Annotated in this window: 12 protein-coding genes and 1 pseudogene; 3 read left to right on the top strand and 10 right to left on the bottom strand. The window is 31.3% G+C overall.

Features of this window, described 5'->3' with window-relative positions:
- Nucleotides 1-5 precede the first annotated feature (5 nt).
- Nucleotides 6-923, bottom strand: coding sequence for a WD40 repeat domain-containing protein (locus ACXAHM_RS13085; RefSeq protein ID WP_474960892.1), 918 nt, complete (start codon nucleotides 921-923; stop codon nucleotides 6-8).
- Nucleotides 924-1,036: 113 nt separating this feature from the next.
- Between ACXAHM_RS13085 and ACXAHM_RS13080 the strand changes: the two genes are divergently transcribed.
- Nucleotides 1,037-1,672 (top strand): 4'-phosphopantetheinyl transferase family protein, encoded by a 636-nt coding sequence (locus ACXAHM_RS13080; RefSeq protein WP_474960891.1) that lies wholly within the window; start codon nucleotides 1,037-1,039, stop codon nucleotides 1,670-1,672.
- Here ACXAHM_RS13080 and ACXAHM_RS13075 read toward each other — a convergent pair.
- Entirely contained in the window at nucleotides 1,662-2,687 is a 1,026-nt protein-coding gene (locus ACXAHM_RS13075) for a phosphatase domain-containing protein (RefSeq protein WP_474960890.1), read from the bottom strand. The genes ACXAHM_RS13080 and ACXAHM_RS13075 overlap by 11 nt on opposite strands.
- A 152-nt stretch (nucleotides 2,688-2,839) precedes the next feature.
- Nucleotides 2,840-4,123, bottom strand: coding sequence for a cryptochrome/photolyase family protein (locus ACXAHM_RS13070; protein WP_474960889.1), 1,284 nt, complete (start codon nucleotides 4,121-4,123; stop codon nucleotides 2,840-2,842).
- 185 nt (nucleotides 4,124-4,308) lie between these two features.
- On the opposite strand from ACXAHM_RS13070, the gene ACXAHM_RS13065 reads away from it, so the two are divergent.
- Nucleotides 4,309-5,136 carry a DUF1444 domain-containing protein gene (locus tag ACXAHM_RS13065; RefSeq protein WP_474960888.1) on the top strand — a complete coding sequence of 276 codons (828 nt, stop codon included), beginning with the start codon at nucleotides 4,309-4,311 and terminating at the stop codon, nucleotides 5,134-5,136.
- A gap of 20 nt (nucleotides 5,137-5,156) precedes the next feature.
- Here the strand turns inward: ACXAHM_RS13065 and ACXAHM_RS13060 are convergent, their stop codons facing one another.
- From ACXAHM_RS13060 to ACXAHM_RS13045, 4 genes are all read right to left on the bottom strand, one after another.
- On the bottom strand, nucleotides 5,157-5,831 hold the full coding sequence (locus tag ACXAHM_RS13060; protein WP_474960887.1) for a DUF2306 domain-containing protein: 675 nt from the start codon (nucleotides 5,829-5,831) through the stop codon (nucleotides 5,157-5,159).
- Complete coding sequence (locus tag ACXAHM_RS13055) at nucleotides 5,776-6,009, bottom strand: YARHG domain-containing protein (RefSeq protein WP_474960924.1); 234 nt, start codon at nucleotides 6,007-6,009, stop codon at nucleotides 5,776-5,778. Before ACXAHM_RS13055 ends, ACXAHM_RS13060 begins: the two co-directional genes overlap by 56 nt.
- Nucleotides 6,010-6,013: 4 nt before the next feature.
- Nucleotides 6,014-7,516, bottom strand: coding sequence for a YARHG domain-containing protein (locus tag ACXAHM_RS13050; RefSeq protein ID WP_474960886.1), 1,503 nt, complete (start codon nucleotides 7,514-7,516; stop codon nucleotides 6,014-6,016).
- A 117-nt stretch (nucleotides 7,517-7,633) separates the two neighbouring features.
- Nucleotides 7,634-9,982 (bottom strand): amylo-alpha-1,6-glucosidase, encoded by a 2,349-nt coding sequence (locus ACXAHM_RS13045; protein WP_474960885.1) that lies wholly within the window; start codon nucleotides 9,980-9,982, stop codon nucleotides 7,634-7,636.
- 521 nt (nucleotides 9,983-10,503) lie between these two features.
- On the opposite strand from ACXAHM_RS13045, the gene ACXAHM_RS13040 reads away from it, so the two are divergent.
- Nucleotides 10,504-11,010 (top strand): hypothetical protein, encoded by a 507-nt coding sequence (locus ACXAHM_RS13040; protein ID WP_474960884.1) that lies wholly within the window; start codon nucleotides 10,504-10,506, stop codon nucleotides 11,008-11,010.
- A 71-nt stretch (nucleotides 11,011-11,081) separates the two neighbouring features.
- On the opposite strand, the pseudogene ACXAHM_RS13035 reads toward ACXAHM_RS13040, so the two are convergent.
- From ACXAHM_RS13035 to ACXAHM_RS13025, 3 genes and pseudogenes are all read right to left on the bottom strand, one after another.
- Nucleotides 11,082-11,210, bottom strand: a pseudogene (locus tag ACXAHM_RS13035) (T9SS type A sorting domain-containing protein); the annotation flags it as partial.
- Between the two features lie 12 nt (nucleotides 11,211-11,222).
- The gene (locus ACXAHM_RS13030) at nucleotides 11,223-11,363 is read right to left on the bottom strand and encodes a hypothetical protein (RefSeq protein WP_474960883.1); all 141 of its coding nucleotides are present in this window, start codon (nucleotides 11,361-11,363) and stop codon (nucleotides 11,223-11,225) included.
- 157 nt (nucleotides 11,364-11,520) lie between these two features.
- Nucleotides 11,521-15,507 (bottom strand): MBG domain-containing protein, encoded by a 3,987-nt coding sequence (locus tag ACXAHM_RS13025; RefSeq protein ID WP_474960882.1) that lies wholly within the window; start codon nucleotides 15,505-15,507, stop codon nucleotides 11,521-11,523.
- Nucleotides 15,508-15,558: the final 51 nt, after the last annotated feature.

The raw sequence follows: 15,558 nt of genomic DNA, 5'->3' as shown, positions 1-15,558 counted from the left end.
TTCACTTAAAGTCCAATTATTTTCCATGCTGATGCACTATGATCATCAGAAACAGAGACGACTACTTCTTCATTTAGCCAAATTACTCTATTTACAGAAGTTCCATGACCTGCATGTCTTGCTTTATCTACTACTTTTAATAATCTAAAATCTTCAGTTCTCCAGATTTTGATTGATTTATCTTTACTACAAGTCGCAAAGTATTTTCCATCTTTTCTGAAAGAAATATCATTGATTGTATACATATGTGCGACAATATCTTCTTGCGTTTCAATAAAACCATCAAGATTCCAAATTCTCAAATGTGCATCACGCCCACCACTCAGCATATATTGATGATCTGGTGAAATAGTTAATGCAAATACACTATTCTCATGACCAATTAATTCTCTCACTTCAGCTAAAGTAGCGATAGTGTATCCATAAATTGTATGATCACTTGTTCCTACCCAAACATTTTCTCTTTGTGTATCTACAGCGATTGTTCTGATTGATTTTTCAGAAGCTTTTACTTTCTTACTTATTGTCCAAGAATCTAGATCTATGACAAATAGCCAACCATCACCTGTTCCTACAAAAAGGTTATTTTTAAATCTTTGAATACTGAATACCGCTTGGTCAGTAAGTTTCAACGATTTTAATTCTTTTCCAGATTTTATATCTAAAAGATGAATACCATCTCCATTTTGACCTACTACTATTTGATGAGTCTCTTCTAAAGGACATAATGCATAGACAGTATTTGGTACTTTTGCAATTAATTTTCCCTTATCAGGGTCATTCAAATCCCATTCAACTACAAAACCATCGGCTCCAGCTGTATAGAATTTTCCTTGATCATCAAAACGGATAACACTATATAATCCATCTTTATGTCCACCAAATGTGGCTAATTTTTCAACCTCTAACTTTTGTCTCATCATTGTTTTTTATTTGTCGAAACAAATATCTTAAAATTTGTATTAATATCACTTCTTTCTATTAGTTTTTGTCAATACAATGGAAGGCTATTTCTCAAAAGTTCTATTTTTGTATCATGGGAATTATTAAATCTGAAAGTATAACAGATCACATTCATTTTCTAGTATGGAAAATTGAAGAAGAAGAAGAAAATTTATTACCTCATTTGGTGGGAACTAATTGTACATTTGATCATATCAAAAACGATAGAGTACGTTTAGAAAGTATTTCTGCAAGAGTGGCGTTATATTTCTTATTGAAACAATTCTCCATACCTTTTAAAGGACTTCAAAAAGCTGAAAATGGAAAACCATTTTTGTTGGATAATGACACCTCTATTTCCATTTCACATTCTAGAGGTTATGCAGCTGCAGTGATCGATACTTCTCAAAATAAAATTGGTATTGATATCGAATGTATTCAGCCAAAAGTACTTCGTTTGATTCCTCGTTTTGCCAATACTGAAGAACTGAACTACGCGCAAAGAGACAAAGAGAACCCTACTCTTGCAACAAGAATTTGGACGATAAAAGAAGCGATCTATAAAGCTTTTGGATGTTTGAGTATCGAATTCAATTCACAGATTGTTACGGTCTTTAATGATGATGAACCACTACAAGCTAAAATTAAAGAAGTTGACAAAGACTTTGAGGTGTATGATTTGTTTGTAGAGCAGTTTGATGATATGCAGTTATCGATTGCTATGAAATAGTGGAATGAATATTTAATTGCTTATACCATCTTCTTTCTAAACGCATTGCTTCTTTGGGATCATGGAAAATATGAAAGGGAATCGATAGCTTCTCTAAATCTGCTTTGATTTCAAGCATTTCTTTATCTTTTTTTCCATTAGAAACATCTCTCACCATTATTCCTGAAACATTTTTAGGGAAAAGATTCGCAATATGCTGATAGGTATAAGGATCTTTCTGTCCGCTGTCTCCGATTAATAAAAACTTACTATTTGGGAATTTTTGAATCAGATAAGAAATTCTGTCAATCTTGTGCTGAGACTTTTTCAGCCCCAATCCCATATTTTTATTTTTAGAAGATATAAAATTTTTCCAGTTTTTATGATAACGAAGATATATAGGTCCTGATGGAAAATTTCGAGTCGTCAAGAATAATTTAATGATCCAAAAAAGATTCATTTCACTATTGGAGACATAGAAAAAAGAAGCACCTTGTGTTTTCATTTCATTGTAGAACTTACTCATTTCTTTCACCTCTTTTCGTTTAAATGCATGTCTCACAATTGTTTGTGGAATACGTTTTAAAAAAGAAGTCGCGTGTGTTATCAATACAGTGTCATCAACGTCAGAAATAACCATGTATTTTCTTTCTTCAGGAATTCTCTTAATTGCACCCTTTGACACTCCTGGCAAAGTAATTTTATCTGTATGTTTTTCATCAAGATAAAAATGTAGTAGTGAATTCAGTTCTTTATTTGTGTAGCATTTTGTGAGCTGAAATTCAGACCTAAAATACCCATTTTCATCTAAAGATATCTCAAACTTCTCCTCTCCTAACTGTGCATAAATTTTGTTTGACTTAACAGGTTTTTGGCTATATAATCTCCACAATCTTGAGACATGTCTTCTAAATCCTTCAGGTTTAGCAGTCAAATCAAGATATTTACTTTTGAATGTAAGAAGTTGTCCTTCTAAAGAAAGTATATTATTGTTTTCGAAGCCTATTAAAGGTAAAAGAACAGTGGATTTACTCAAATTTATTGTGAATTAACAATGGAATTGGATTAATTTTCATATTGAATCTACTCTATTTTATGCTAATACACCAACTGATTTCAAAAAAAAATAGTGAATTATAACTTTTAGATGTGTTTTTGAAAACCAAAAGATATTTTAATACAATATTATTAAGATAATCCTTGTTTATAGACTTCAATAGCACGTTCTCTTGCCATTTTATGATCCACCATAGGTTGGACATAATTCAAGCTATCAAACTCAGGAACCCATTTTCTGATGTATTCAAATTTTTTATCAAACTTAACTGTCTGTGTCGTAGGATTAAAAACCCTAAAGTAGGGTGCTGCATCACAACCTGTACCTGCCGCCCATTGCCAATTACCATTATTTGCAGAAAGTTCATAATCCAAGAGTTTGCTCGCAAAGTAAGCCTCCCCCCATTTCCAATCGATTAAGAGGTGTTTACACAAAAATCCAGCTACTATCATACGCACTCGATTATGCATAAATCCAGTTGCATTGAGTTCTCTCATTCCTGCATCAACAATTGGGTATCCTGTTTTTCCTTCCTTCCATTTTTGGAACTCTTCTTCATTGTTTCTCCATTGAACTTTATCATATTTAGCCTTAAAATTATGATCAATGACTTTAGGGAAGTGAAATAAAATTTGCATAAAAAATTCTCGCCATATTAATTCACTTAAGAAGGAATCATGACCTTTTACATTATGAATAATCTGACGAATACTGACTGTCCCAAAACGTAAATGTGTTGATAAATGACTGGTTTTGTCTTCATAGGGAAAGTCTCTCATTTTATCATATTCCTCTAAATATTTAAGAGTATAAGAAGGCACTTTAATTTTAGATTCATCAAAATTCATTTCTTCTAAAGTAGGAAAATGAAAATCTGATGGATAGTATGTTGTTCCTTTTTCAGAAGGAACCATTTTCAAATCATCTAATGTAAAATGGCTTAACCATTTCTTTTTGTAGGGTGTAAATACAGTATATGGTTTGCCATCAGGTTTTAAGACTTCATTTTTTGCAAATATGACTTGATCTTTTATTAATTCGAATTTCGTATTATTTTTTTCTAATAGCTCTATTATTTTCTGGTCTCTTGTAATTGCATAAGGTTCATAATCTTCATTGCTGTATACTTCTTTTACATCAAAAGTATCAATAATATTTTTCCATACCTCTAGCGTTTTACCTTTGTGTGCTAATATTGAACTTCCTAGATCTCTAAGATGACTATTTATGGAATTCAAAGATTGATGAATGAAAGTGACTCTAGGGTCATCTTTTTCTAACTCATCCAAAATATCTTCGTCAAAAATAAAAATAGGTATAACTGGATATTTACTTTGTAATGCTGAATACAAACCTTTGTTATCTTCAATTCTTAAGTCTCTTCTAAACCAAAAAATAGTCACTTTGTCTTTCATCTTTATCGTATTTTATTTGATCAATTATAGAAACAACCTAAGGAACATTTTGTTTTAACGTGTTTTTTATGATCAATATATTACATACTGTCTTTTTTTTGATAGATTCTTTGTACATAGTGTATTTTTATTGGTAATTTTAAACCAATTCAATTATCATTTATACTTCCAAACTACAACGAGCAATGAAAAATTTTCTATACTACTTACTATTGTCTTTCTTTTTATTCAATTGTCAATCAACTCCTAAGGATGTTGTATTTGAACACTTTGAAAAAGAACTTTTTAAAAATGGAATACAAATAGATTCTGTTGATGCCTTACAAATGATTTATATTTCGAAAGGTGATTTGAGTTTACACATTAATCTTGAAAACGTAAGAAAAGACTATGAGAAAGACCCTGATTTAAAATATGTTGATGCTTTAGTGGAAAATATCATCAATTATAAAGAAAAGTTAACTATTTGGGATGAAGCAAAATCAAAAGTTTATACTTCTGTATTTCCAAGTGATTTTGCATTCGAAGATATTCTTCATCATAAATTGTCAGATAACGTGGAAGAAGTTTATGTTCTCAAAGAGGAAGATCAATTATCCTATATTAATCAAGAAAATTTAAAAAATTGGGGAATTTCTGAGAAGGATTTAATGAAAGAAATTGCATCCAACATTGATGAACTGATGAAACAATCCACAATCTCAGTGGATACATTAGAAGGACATTCATTAATTACAATTGAGACAATTTCTCCAGCATTAAAGAGTTCAATTTTGTTTAGTGATGCGTTCAAAAAATACATGAAAAAGCATCACTCCCTACCTTTTTATGCTGTTTTACCTAATAGAGATTATTGCTATATATTCAGTAAAAAAGATAGAGATTATTTTCTTCAACGAATAGGTGATATAGTTATTGAAGAATATAAAAATTCAAGTTATCCAATAACCTCTGAAGTAATTGAAATCAATAGAAAAGGTGTCAAAATTCATGGTGAATTTCCAGTTGAATAAATCAAAAAAGCCTTATCATTTCAAACTAGATGATAAGGCTTTTTTTTCAATTCATTTTTCTTTTTCGAGTAAAAATTGATCAACTCAAAAACTATCAAAAAGGGTAACCAACTTAGTAGAGATAGAATGATATAACCTTCTTTTTTGGGAAAAATGTTTAACACATAATTGAAATAAGAAAATAAACGAAGTAATACAGCTGAATTCGTCATGATAAAACTTCGAATCATCATTTTCTTATGCTTATTGATTTCCCCTTTCTTAATTGCTTTAAAACTTAGATAAGTAAATACACCCCATAAAAGAGACATCATTAAGAAATTGAATATACTTACTCCTCCACCAATGGCATAAAAAGACATCCCTAACCCGCTTGGAGCTGCGAAAAATAAAATTGCGACCACATAGACTTTCCCAACATCTTGATGAAATCTATTTCTCTTGAAAGTAAATTGATATAAACCCGTCAGTAGAGCTATTGGAGCTCCAAGTATATGACCGTAAAGGAAAATTTGATAATAGGAAAATATCTCTTTTTTATCTTGTAAAAAACCTGTCTCAAAATTAGGGTAGATGTAATCCAAGGATTTATGGATTATCATCAAACCAAATACTAAAGCAATTAAGAAATAGGACTTTTTAGCCAGGGAAAGTGATATATTCTTTATCTTCTTTAAGGTATTTTTCTTTGTCATTTAGCATCAGTTCTTTCATTTCTAAAATCATTTGTATGTTCTGCTTTTCTATATCAGTCAATTGATCATCTACATTTTCATATTTAGGCTTGTACCATGATTGTTTATTAAAATAGTCTTTCCATTTTTTCGACTTAAAGATATAACCATAGTCTGCGAAAATTTCGTTTCTATTAATAAAATTAGCCAGCAGCCGTCCAGTTTATTTTTCTTTTGTTAGTAAATTCTTGTTCATTTCCCTTCATTTCTTCTTTAACTTTCAAAATAACTTTAATATTTTCCTTATCGAAATCAGTCAATTGATCGTCTACATTCTCATATTTTGGTATATACCATGATTTTCTTCCAAAATAGTCTTGCCACTTTTTTGATTTAAATTTATAACCATAGTCTGCATAAATTTCATTCCTCATGATATCTAAATCTTCAATGCTAAGGTGATCAGTCTTCCACATATTTTCATATCCATGTTCTGCACCAATAACTGACCATGCAAAACAGCCCTTGAAATAAGAAGGGTCAATATAAATGAATTTTGTGAAATTAAATTTTCTATTGGTCACCAATTCTTCCAAAGAACCTGATGGTTGAATTTTAAAAAAATCATACTTTGTATAAAAAGAAGTACCTTTATTATCATAGAAATGTCCCCCTTTTCTTACTTGAATAATAGAATCATTAAGTATTTGATAATCAAAATCAGCACATAAGTCTGAAGAAAAACTCTCTTTACCCAATGTTGATTCTACAAGCTCATTATTTTCTTCATTATAGGAAATGAAATTGATGTCATTTGATGCATAACCTCTTGCATCTACGCCACTTTCGTAAATATCTACAAAGAAAGAAGATAAATTATTTAGAACGGTCTTTTCATTTTTGATTTCAAAACCTGCTTTTTCAGTACCAAAAAAATTAGTATTTGAGATTTCTTTTATGATAACTTCAGAAAAATACTTGTTTTTACCTTTTGAGATAAAATCCATGTATGAAGGTAAAATCATGTAGCCTCCTCCTTCTATTGGATCCTCTTCATAAAATTCAAGATAACTATTTTCAAAAATATTATTCCCAACAAACTCAATATCATAAACTGTATTACTTAGTTTTGACATTACATCAATTTCTACTTTTGAAAATTCTTGAATATTTGTTTTTTGAATTCTAAACCATTCTGTTCCCTTCCTACCATAAGCGATAGTAAAATCAGAATCTTTATCTGGAATAATATAATCAAACTGTGGAGTTAAAATTTTATTTGTTTTGTAATTATACAAACCAATTTTATCGTGCTCTTTTATCTCAAAACAGTCCCTAAGTGTTACATTGGGATGATATATTTTTTGGTAAATAGGTTCTAATATTACTTTAGAAGAATCCAAAGCGATTCCAAAGTATTTGTTTTTAGTTTCTATAATAAAAAATGGAGAACCACTTATCCTTACATAATACGGGATTCTACCTTTACCATATTGGTTCTCTAAACGTGTTATGGGATTTCGAATCAAAGTATCCTTTACATAATAATTATACTCCTCATCTTTGGTTTCTTTTTCTACTGTTTGTTGTTGTTCAATCTTTGATGTAGAAACACTTTTTTCTACCGTATTTTCTTCAGTAGATGATTTATTTTCTGAGCATGAAAAAATGAATATTGATAAAATAATAATAATAAAACACCTCATGTTAGTTATATAATTTGCTGTAATAATTACCTAAATGTAAGCAATTTGAATTTGATAAAAATAAAAAAAGGTTGCTGATTTCTCAACAACCTTTTCATTTTTGTATTAAAAAAAAGATTACTTCTTTTGATAAACTTGTTTCATACATTCATATTCTCTTTCCATAGATGGCTTACAGAATTGTGTCCCTTTGAAAATTTCGTTAGACTGTTTTTGTCGATTTAACATTTTTTGATCTAAATGTTCTTTTTTCAATTCTCTTTGTTTTCCATCAACCCCAAAAACCGTTAGTGTCAACTCTTTCTGGTTTCGAGTTACTTGTACTTTTTCACCTGCTTTTACATTGATTTCAATAGGTTGGAATAAAGCATGTTGGAAACTTAATTTCACATCTCTATCCATCATATTATAAGTGTACGTTTCGATATCTTTTTGACGTTCGAATTCACCAACTAAAGTACCTCCCATCATTTTTTCTTTGTAAGAAAACTTATTCAATTTTGAAGGAATTCTTGGTGCCAGTACGATAGTATTCTCGATAGCATTTGGTCTAAGACCTAAGAATTGCTGGTACCATACACGTAACTGTTCAGCATTTGACCAAGCTTGCATATATGTACCTGTTAATTTAGGATATTCTTCACCTGGGTGAGGGAAAGCGTCTGCATTTTCATTCATAGATCCAACAGCACCCATATCCAATGCTTGTGTATTCATATTTTCGAACAATTGGAATGCAATATCTGCTTGACCACTTTCAATCATACGTTGCATTGCATAACCATTATTCCATTGCCAAATAGTACCATTGTGATAGGCTGCATCTTTATGATAATGTTCCCATGCTAAATGATAAGGATGGAAATTAGGGTCCTCTTGGCTTAAAGAGGCTACACCCCAAGGGTACACTAAATGCTCCCAAATTTCTCTTGTCAACTTCATTTTCTTCACATCATCTGTCATGAAATCCATGGCAAATAATTGATTCGGTCTAAACTGGAAATCAGGTTGATCATCATGGTCTATTCTATCTGCCATGTACTCGTGAGCACTATTAAAGAAATCGTTATTAAAGTTGGCTTGTACTTTATCTGCCACTTTTTGCCAACGTTTCATATCTTTAATATTGTTGGTTTCTTTCGCAAAATAGATTGCTGCATTTAATTGTTTAAACCATAATGCTTGAATATCATTAGCATAACTACCTCTTGGTGAATATGGAACATGATCAGGTTCTCTACGAGCGTCCATCCAAGTATCAGCATCTTCATGTGTCAAATACCCTTTTTTATTTACCCAATTTTTCAAAGCTCCATCAATACTTCTCTTTACAGTTGGATACATTTCATTGATCAGTGAATTGTCTCCGGAATACTGGATATAATCTAATAATTCAAAGATAAAACGAGGAGTACCATCAGTTGTATGGTAGTTAAGAGATTCCATTTTTACAATATTTGGAATTCTACCATAGTATTTTGAAGATGATTTTTTGTCTTGAACATCAGCAAAAGAAAGTAAGATTTTTTTCGCAACTTCTGTTTCTCCTAAAACTAAAGTACCTCCAGGTAATGAAATGAAAGTATCACGACCCCAATATTCATTGAACCAAGGAATACCAGCATAAATACCATAACCTCTCTGGTGTGTTACCAATTCATCCATTGTCAATGTTAACCACATTAAAGCTTTGTCAAAATGAGGATCTTCCGTTTTAATCGCTGTATTCTCAGTGACCAAAGCAGTCATACGGTCAGTTCTTTCTTGGAACCAAGTTCCATGATCTGTACGGGCTTTTTGGATTAATGCTAAACCTTCTTCTTTTGTTTTTCCATAAGCAATATAGAATCCTCCTCTTCCTGAAGCGGTTACTAAAGCGGCTCCATCTTTATCAATTCCTTCTATATGTGAAGGTGCAACGACAACATAATGATCCGGTGACTCTGAAGAAATATAATAAGAGGCTGCTTCATCCCTTCCATCTAGTTTAATTTGTTTCCCTTCAATTGTCAGGTTTGTTTTATCACCTTTTACACCATGAAAGTCAACATAGATAACATCTTGATCATCGAATAAGATCACACGTTCTGTTCCTTGTGGTGTAGTTCTTTGTAAATAGTGTGGGAAAACTTTTACCTGTGCATTTGCACGGTCAAATGGCTTATCATCAATCGTTAATGCATAATCTGTAAAAATTCTTTTTTGTCCAATATTCCAACCATCAAACCAGCTGTATAATTCACTATTTAAGATATGTGTTGAAGTTTGAAAATAGGCACTTCTTTTATTGGTATAAGTTACAACTCTATTTTCTGCTGGTTTAACTTCCACTTTTAAGGCTTGCAAAATATCATCTTGTACAGATTCTTTTGCTGTAAATTTTTGTTCATCATTTGTATCTGAAGATGAACAACTCCATAAAATAGATAAGCTAAGTATAAGGAATGCACTTCGTAAAATCCTCATGAAATTATTTAGTTTTTATTATTTATTTAAATGTTACCGTAGCTAGCACAAATGCTATCTATTCAAACGGTAAAAAATGAATTTCGTTCCTTTAATTTAACAATAGTTCTTTTGCCGTAAAAATGATTTTAGTGATTTCGTATAAAAATAACATTTAACTAAAAAATTATTAATCACTCATAAACAAATCTCTTTTACATCTCTATCTCATTAATTATCAATAGAATAATAATTCATCTATGTAATACACCATTGTCTTCCAATAGTATTATGCAATCGATTGAAAAAGACAACGTTAATAAATCTTACTTAACAAAAAATAATGGTAAGTAGTACACTCAATACCTGCATATTAGGGTAATAAAAAGAGTTATTTATGAAGGTGATATATTGAAAAACTCTAATGATTTAGTTCTCTCAAAAACTTCAGTTTTATTAGCATAAATCAAGCATCAAAAAATAGAATAACAACGTAGAAAATTAGACAGTATTTCAAGATTCACGTTTTAAATAATAAAATAATGCATAAGCTTCTTATTGAGGGCTCAACAATTATTCTATTACTTGTATTTGCTTCTCTTAATGCATGTACTAACCATTCTGATATCCATTCCAATATTGACTATCATATAGCTCAAAAAAATGAAGATATTTCTAGAGTACACCAAGAAGGAAATAGACTAATTGTTCAAAATATAGAATTTACAACAGATTCAACATTTGTATATGATAGTTTATCTAAAGAAGGAAGCGATGAGGCTTTTTTTCATTATTTAGGTAAGTATACATTTGATGCTGTTTTGCAACAATACACTTTTAAGGTTTATGCTAAAGGAACTGAATTTTATACTGTAAATAAAGAAAGTAATTGTCAGTACCTTAAGAGTTCATACTATTCAGAAGATACAGGATACACGAGAGGTGTAGTCACTATAAATCATTTATTTGAATGGACAGATAGTACAACAAATGTTTATGATTATTTTGAACCGATACCTTTTTGTGGATCAGATTTTATGAGAGAATAAATATAAAGACAGCCCCATTTTATAATTAGATATAAAATGGGGCTGTTGTCTTGTCTCCTATTCAATTCTATTTATTGAATAATTAATTTTGCCTTTTGATCTTTAAAGATAAGCATGTAAATACCCGTATTAAGGTTTGAAACATCTATCTTTTGACCTGGAACTTTAATTTCTGTCGATTGAATATGCTTACCTGATAAAGAATAAACATTTTAAGTACCAGTTGAATTATTGTTCATGTTAATGAAAGATCTTGCTGGATTAGGATAAAGCGTTAATGCTTCTAGTTCTTCTCCTAAAGAAGCTACAACTTCAACAACCAACTCTTGAGTTGCCGATGCTTCAGTGTACATTTCATTTCATGGGCTTACAGCCATAATTGTAGCCGATCCACATAGTAACAACAGCAAAATTCTTTAAAAAAGAATAATGAAATGATAAAATTTGAATATAAACAAAAAAGCCACCCTAACTAATTAGAGTGGCTTCATAAAGTTTGAGATTATTAGACTATTTTTTGATCAACTTCTTTGAATATATATTCTCCCCTTTTTGAATTATGATAAGATATATTCCATTCGAAAAATTACTAATATCATAATTTTTTTGAGGTCTACTACTTGAGTATAATTGATGACCTGATAAATCTAAAATTTGCAAATGATCAGGTTGTATACTCAGACTAAATGTATTTACTACTGGATTCGGATATAATTGAATTAATTCCTTTTCTAGAGCAATTGAAGTCACATCTTCTTCCTTTTCTGCTATAACTACTTCTTTAGAGATAGTTACATCATTGTAATTTACAGCTTCTACTTGCATCGCAGTAATTGTAACTTTTCCTGTTTGTAGTGGTTGTAATGTATTTTCCTTTAAATTTATCAACGAAGGATCTGAGACTTCATAAGTAACTTCTAAAGATGATGAAGCAGAAATTGACAATGTATATTCTTCGTTAATAAATAATGTATCTGGAATCTCAAATGCTGACAGTGTTTGATCAGCTTTTAAGATGGATAACGTTCCTGAAGTATATTCTAAATTATAATTTAAAGCTTCTCCACTTTCTACTGTTATGCTATATTCTCCTACATCAGACAAAGTCGTTGCTTCCGTTTGAACGGTCGGACTAACAAGTAATGAAGTTGCATTTTCCTCATTTTTGAAACCTTCATACATTAACTCAAAACTTGGTAGTTCATCACCGTAAATCATGGATGCATCCTTCGCTGAAACGGATAAAGTTGCAGGTTCCACTTCAAGAGTTGCTCCAGTTGATTCAAAAGTATAATTTTCTGCACTACCTCCTGATAACATCACATTATATATCCCCACATTTGATTTTGAATTAACGTCCAAAACTACAGTAGGTAATTCAGCTATATTTTCCTTTGTATCTTCTCCTATAAATCCTTCAATTTGAATTTCAAAGGATGGCACTATCTCTCCGTATTCCATCGTTTGATTGTTTAATGATGCATTTAATACCGCTTTTTCAATATTTAGTATACGAGATACTTCTATTGCTGATAAATAATGCATATCTCCATTTTGAGAAGCAGTAATTGTTACTTCCCCTGCCTTATGAATTGTTACTGTTGAATTTGAAATTGAAGCTATTTCTTCATTAGATGAAGCGTAAGTAATTGAAAGCATTGAACTTGAAGAAGAATTTAATTCAAAAATCTCATCACCGTATGTTTTGCTTTCTAATTCTCCGAATTGTATTTCTTGGCTTAATTTCTCTGTTTCTTTTGTAATTTCAACTGTACTTTGTGCCTTATTGGCCATAAAAGCATCAGCATCAAATTCATTAGAGAAAGGAACATATAACTCTAAACTTGATTTCAACATTAAGCCATCCACGATACCATTAATTTCTACATCGTTCATTCCTGCTCTATAGAAAAACCAATCTTTCACTGCAAAATTATCAGCATCAATATTATTATGAAGTTGTACAGAAGTTGTGATAATTTGCTCTTGTAAAACACCTTCTTCCATTTTATCCACATATAATAAAGTCGCTTCTCTTGCATAATAATGCGTTAATGTAATGGCATGCCATGTATTATCGTTGATTACAGTTTCTCCCATCAAAACAGTTCCTGAGGGAGATGTATAAGTCACTTTACCTTCTTCTGTAATTGTTACATTCCCTTCATTTTCACCTACTAAAATTGAAAACACTTTTCCTGAACCATCCGTTTTAACATAAACAGTATTTGTAAATGAATGTACTTCTCCATCAGGTGTGAATGTAAAATTTCTAAAAGACTTTGCTGCATCACCTGTAAAACCTTCTCCTTCTCCTCTTACAGGCTGTGGTTTATTCATATCCAAAGCATCAAATAAAGAAGGCACCATAGAATGGAAAAATTCAGCATGTCCCGCATCATTTGGATGGGCTGGATCACTTTCATAGTCACCAAGACCATTTTCACCATTAATAAATTGACCGAAACCATCATCTAAGGCTCCTAACATATTCGAAGAAGGTACATCCCATTGATGGATTAATAAATTCATTTGTTTGATGTATTCATAATGTTCTGGAGTATATGAACCATTTGCATAGTTATTCATTACGACAGGCACCAATCCATCTTCTCTTGCTCTTTCAATCAGTCCCAAAAGATTATCTCTAAATTGATCAAAGATAGGCTGACCTCCAGACATGATACCCTCATTCGCTAATGACAGACCATATACTAGGTATTTGTTGCCTGAAGTTGGAACATAAATATTATATCTATTTTGAACTTTTATCGTATTATCTCCTCCTATTGAAACATTCTTATAACCCCATTGTTCCCCTAGTCCATTCTCAAATCTTTCTTGTAATTGGTTATTGTACATCCAAGCATATCCAGAGTGACCGTCCACAGAACCCCATCCTTGTGCTACAGATGAACCACAGAATGTAATCCCTCTTTCATCGAAAGTAGTTGCTTCTATACTATAGGTATAATTCTCTAAATCTAAAGTAAAAAAATACTCACCATCTGCTAATGCAAAACTTTTCACACCACCGAATTTATCTTCTTCATTTTTGTAAGATAACTTTGATAAATTCGCTTCTAATGTTCCAAATAATTTATGTCCTCCTTCTCCATTTAAACGAAGTAACATTGCATTATAATTTTCATTTTCATCTCTTAATAGTGTAACAGTAGAAGACCAAATTGCACCTCCTTGATGTTCCAATTCAGGACCGTCACTACTACCCCATGAACCAGGTGTTTGCGTTCCCACTAACTTCCAATCATAGATTTTTTCAAGTGTGATTTTTGATGTATTAAAATCAGCTTTAATACTATAAGTTGCTGTTTCTGCAATTGTGATTGGTGTACCTTCTTTTACCAAATCTCCGTTAATATCATCTACACCATAGCTAATTTTATTACCCTCGTCATTTATTGTATAAAGATCAAATTCCTGTCCTGCTTCTAATGATAGGTAAGCGTAAAAAATGTTGCTTAAATAGCCATCAATATGATTTGAATAATTGAATTTACGATCTTCTTCCATTGACAAGTCTTCTACACCATCGATGTATAATTCATTAATTTGATTGGCTACAGTAATCGTTTTTTCTTGAGTAAAAGAAACACTTGGATCATTGCTTGTTCCAGTAATTGTCACTTCTCCATTTCCTACAGGATAAACAATACCGTTTTCATCTACAAAAGCAACCGTTTCATCACTAGATTCCCAAGTAGCCGTTCTAACAGAAGCATTTGCAGGTTCAATTGTGATCGCTGCTTGTTGAGGACCTTGTGGAGAAAGCATATCTTGAAGATCGAAGCTGAATGCTGTCACATTTACTTTTGGAATGTTCGTATATTCTTCCAAAACCATTGCACTGATGTATGAGAAACCACTTTCAGTAGAAATCACTTCAATTGAAATTTCTCCATTTTCATCAGGATTAACATAAAAGCTTGGTTCATAAAATGTATTATTATTTCCATCTACACCCTCAGCCCCTATATCTGTTCCTGAAGTTTGTAAAGTACCTTGAAAAGTTGTTAAACCAGACACTGTATACTGTGTGATACGTGTTGCTTCAGTGATTCTAGCTGCAAATATTTTAATTTTATAACCGCTATCTTGATTTAAACCTGTTAGTTTAAATTCTCCTGGATTAAAACCACTTTTATAGAAATAATCAGAAGTAACTGTTGCTAACCCCACTTGAGGCAATAAGTCTAATGAAGGCGTTGTCAATCCTCCCGCATTATTTCCACCAAATGACTTTGTAATTTCTAATCCTACCGATGAAGTTACGCCATCAATAGCCTCTAAAGTTATTGAATTGCCAGCATTTACAGCTGTCATATTATTCCATGTGTTATTATTTTCATCTGGAGAAGATGTAGTGGCACTTTCTAGACCAAAATCTACCAAGAAACTTGTCTGTAAATCTTGGGCATATAGCCTTCCCATCAATCCTATAATTAGGAGTAATAAAGTAGTAATTCGCTTATTCATTTCATTCATTTTTTAGATTGGAAGAACTTAAGGAAGTAAGTTTTTATCCTA

This window comes from Flammeovirga sp. AWQ4_249, from assembly GCF_056161045.1.
This window is presented reverse-complemented; position numbering and strand designations above follow the sequence as displayed.

Excerpts from the sequence above, each read along its gene's own strand:
- ACXAHM_RS13085 (WP_474960892.1), bottom strand. The coding sequence starts at position 923 with ATGATGAGACAAAAGTTAGAGGTTGAAAAATTAGCCACATTTGGTGGA.
- ACXAHM_RS13080 (WP_474960891.1), top strand. The coding sequence starts at position 1,037 with ATGGGAATTATTAAATCTGAAAGTATAACAGATCACATTCATTTTCTA.
- ACXAHM_RS13070 (WP_474960889.1), bottom strand. The coding sequence starts at position 4,123 with ATGAAAGACAAAGTGACTATTTTTTGGTTTAGAAGAGACTTAAGAATT.
- ACXAHM_RS13065 (WP_474960888.1), top strand. The coding sequence starts at position 4,309 with ATGAAAAATTTTCTATACTACTTACTATTGTCTTTCTTTTTATTCAAT.
- ACXAHM_RS13060 (WP_474960887.1), bottom strand. The coding sequence starts at position 5,831 with ATGACAAAGAAAAATACCTTAAAGAAGATAAAGAATATATCACTTTCC.
- ACXAHM_RS13050 (WP_474960886.1), bottom strand. The coding sequence starts at position 7,516 with ATGAGGTGTTTTATTATTATTATTTTATCAATATTCATTTTTTCATGC.
- ACXAHM_RS13045 (WP_474960885.1), bottom strand. The coding sequence starts at position 9,982 with ATGAGGATTTTACGAAGTGCATTCCTTATACTTAGCTTATCTATTTTA.
- ACXAHM_RS13040 (WP_474960884.1), top strand. The coding sequence starts at position 10,504 with ATGCATAAGCTTCTTATTGAGGGCTCAACAATTATTCTATTACTTGTA.
- ACXAHM_RS13030 (WP_474960883.1), bottom strand. The coding sequence starts at position 11,363 with ATGTACACTGAAGCATCGGCAACTCAAGAGTTGGTTGTTGAAGTTGTA.
- ACXAHM_RS13025 (WP_474960882.1), bottom strand. The coding sequence starts at position 15,507 with ATGAATAAGCGAATTACTACTTTATTACTCCTAATTATAGGATTGATG.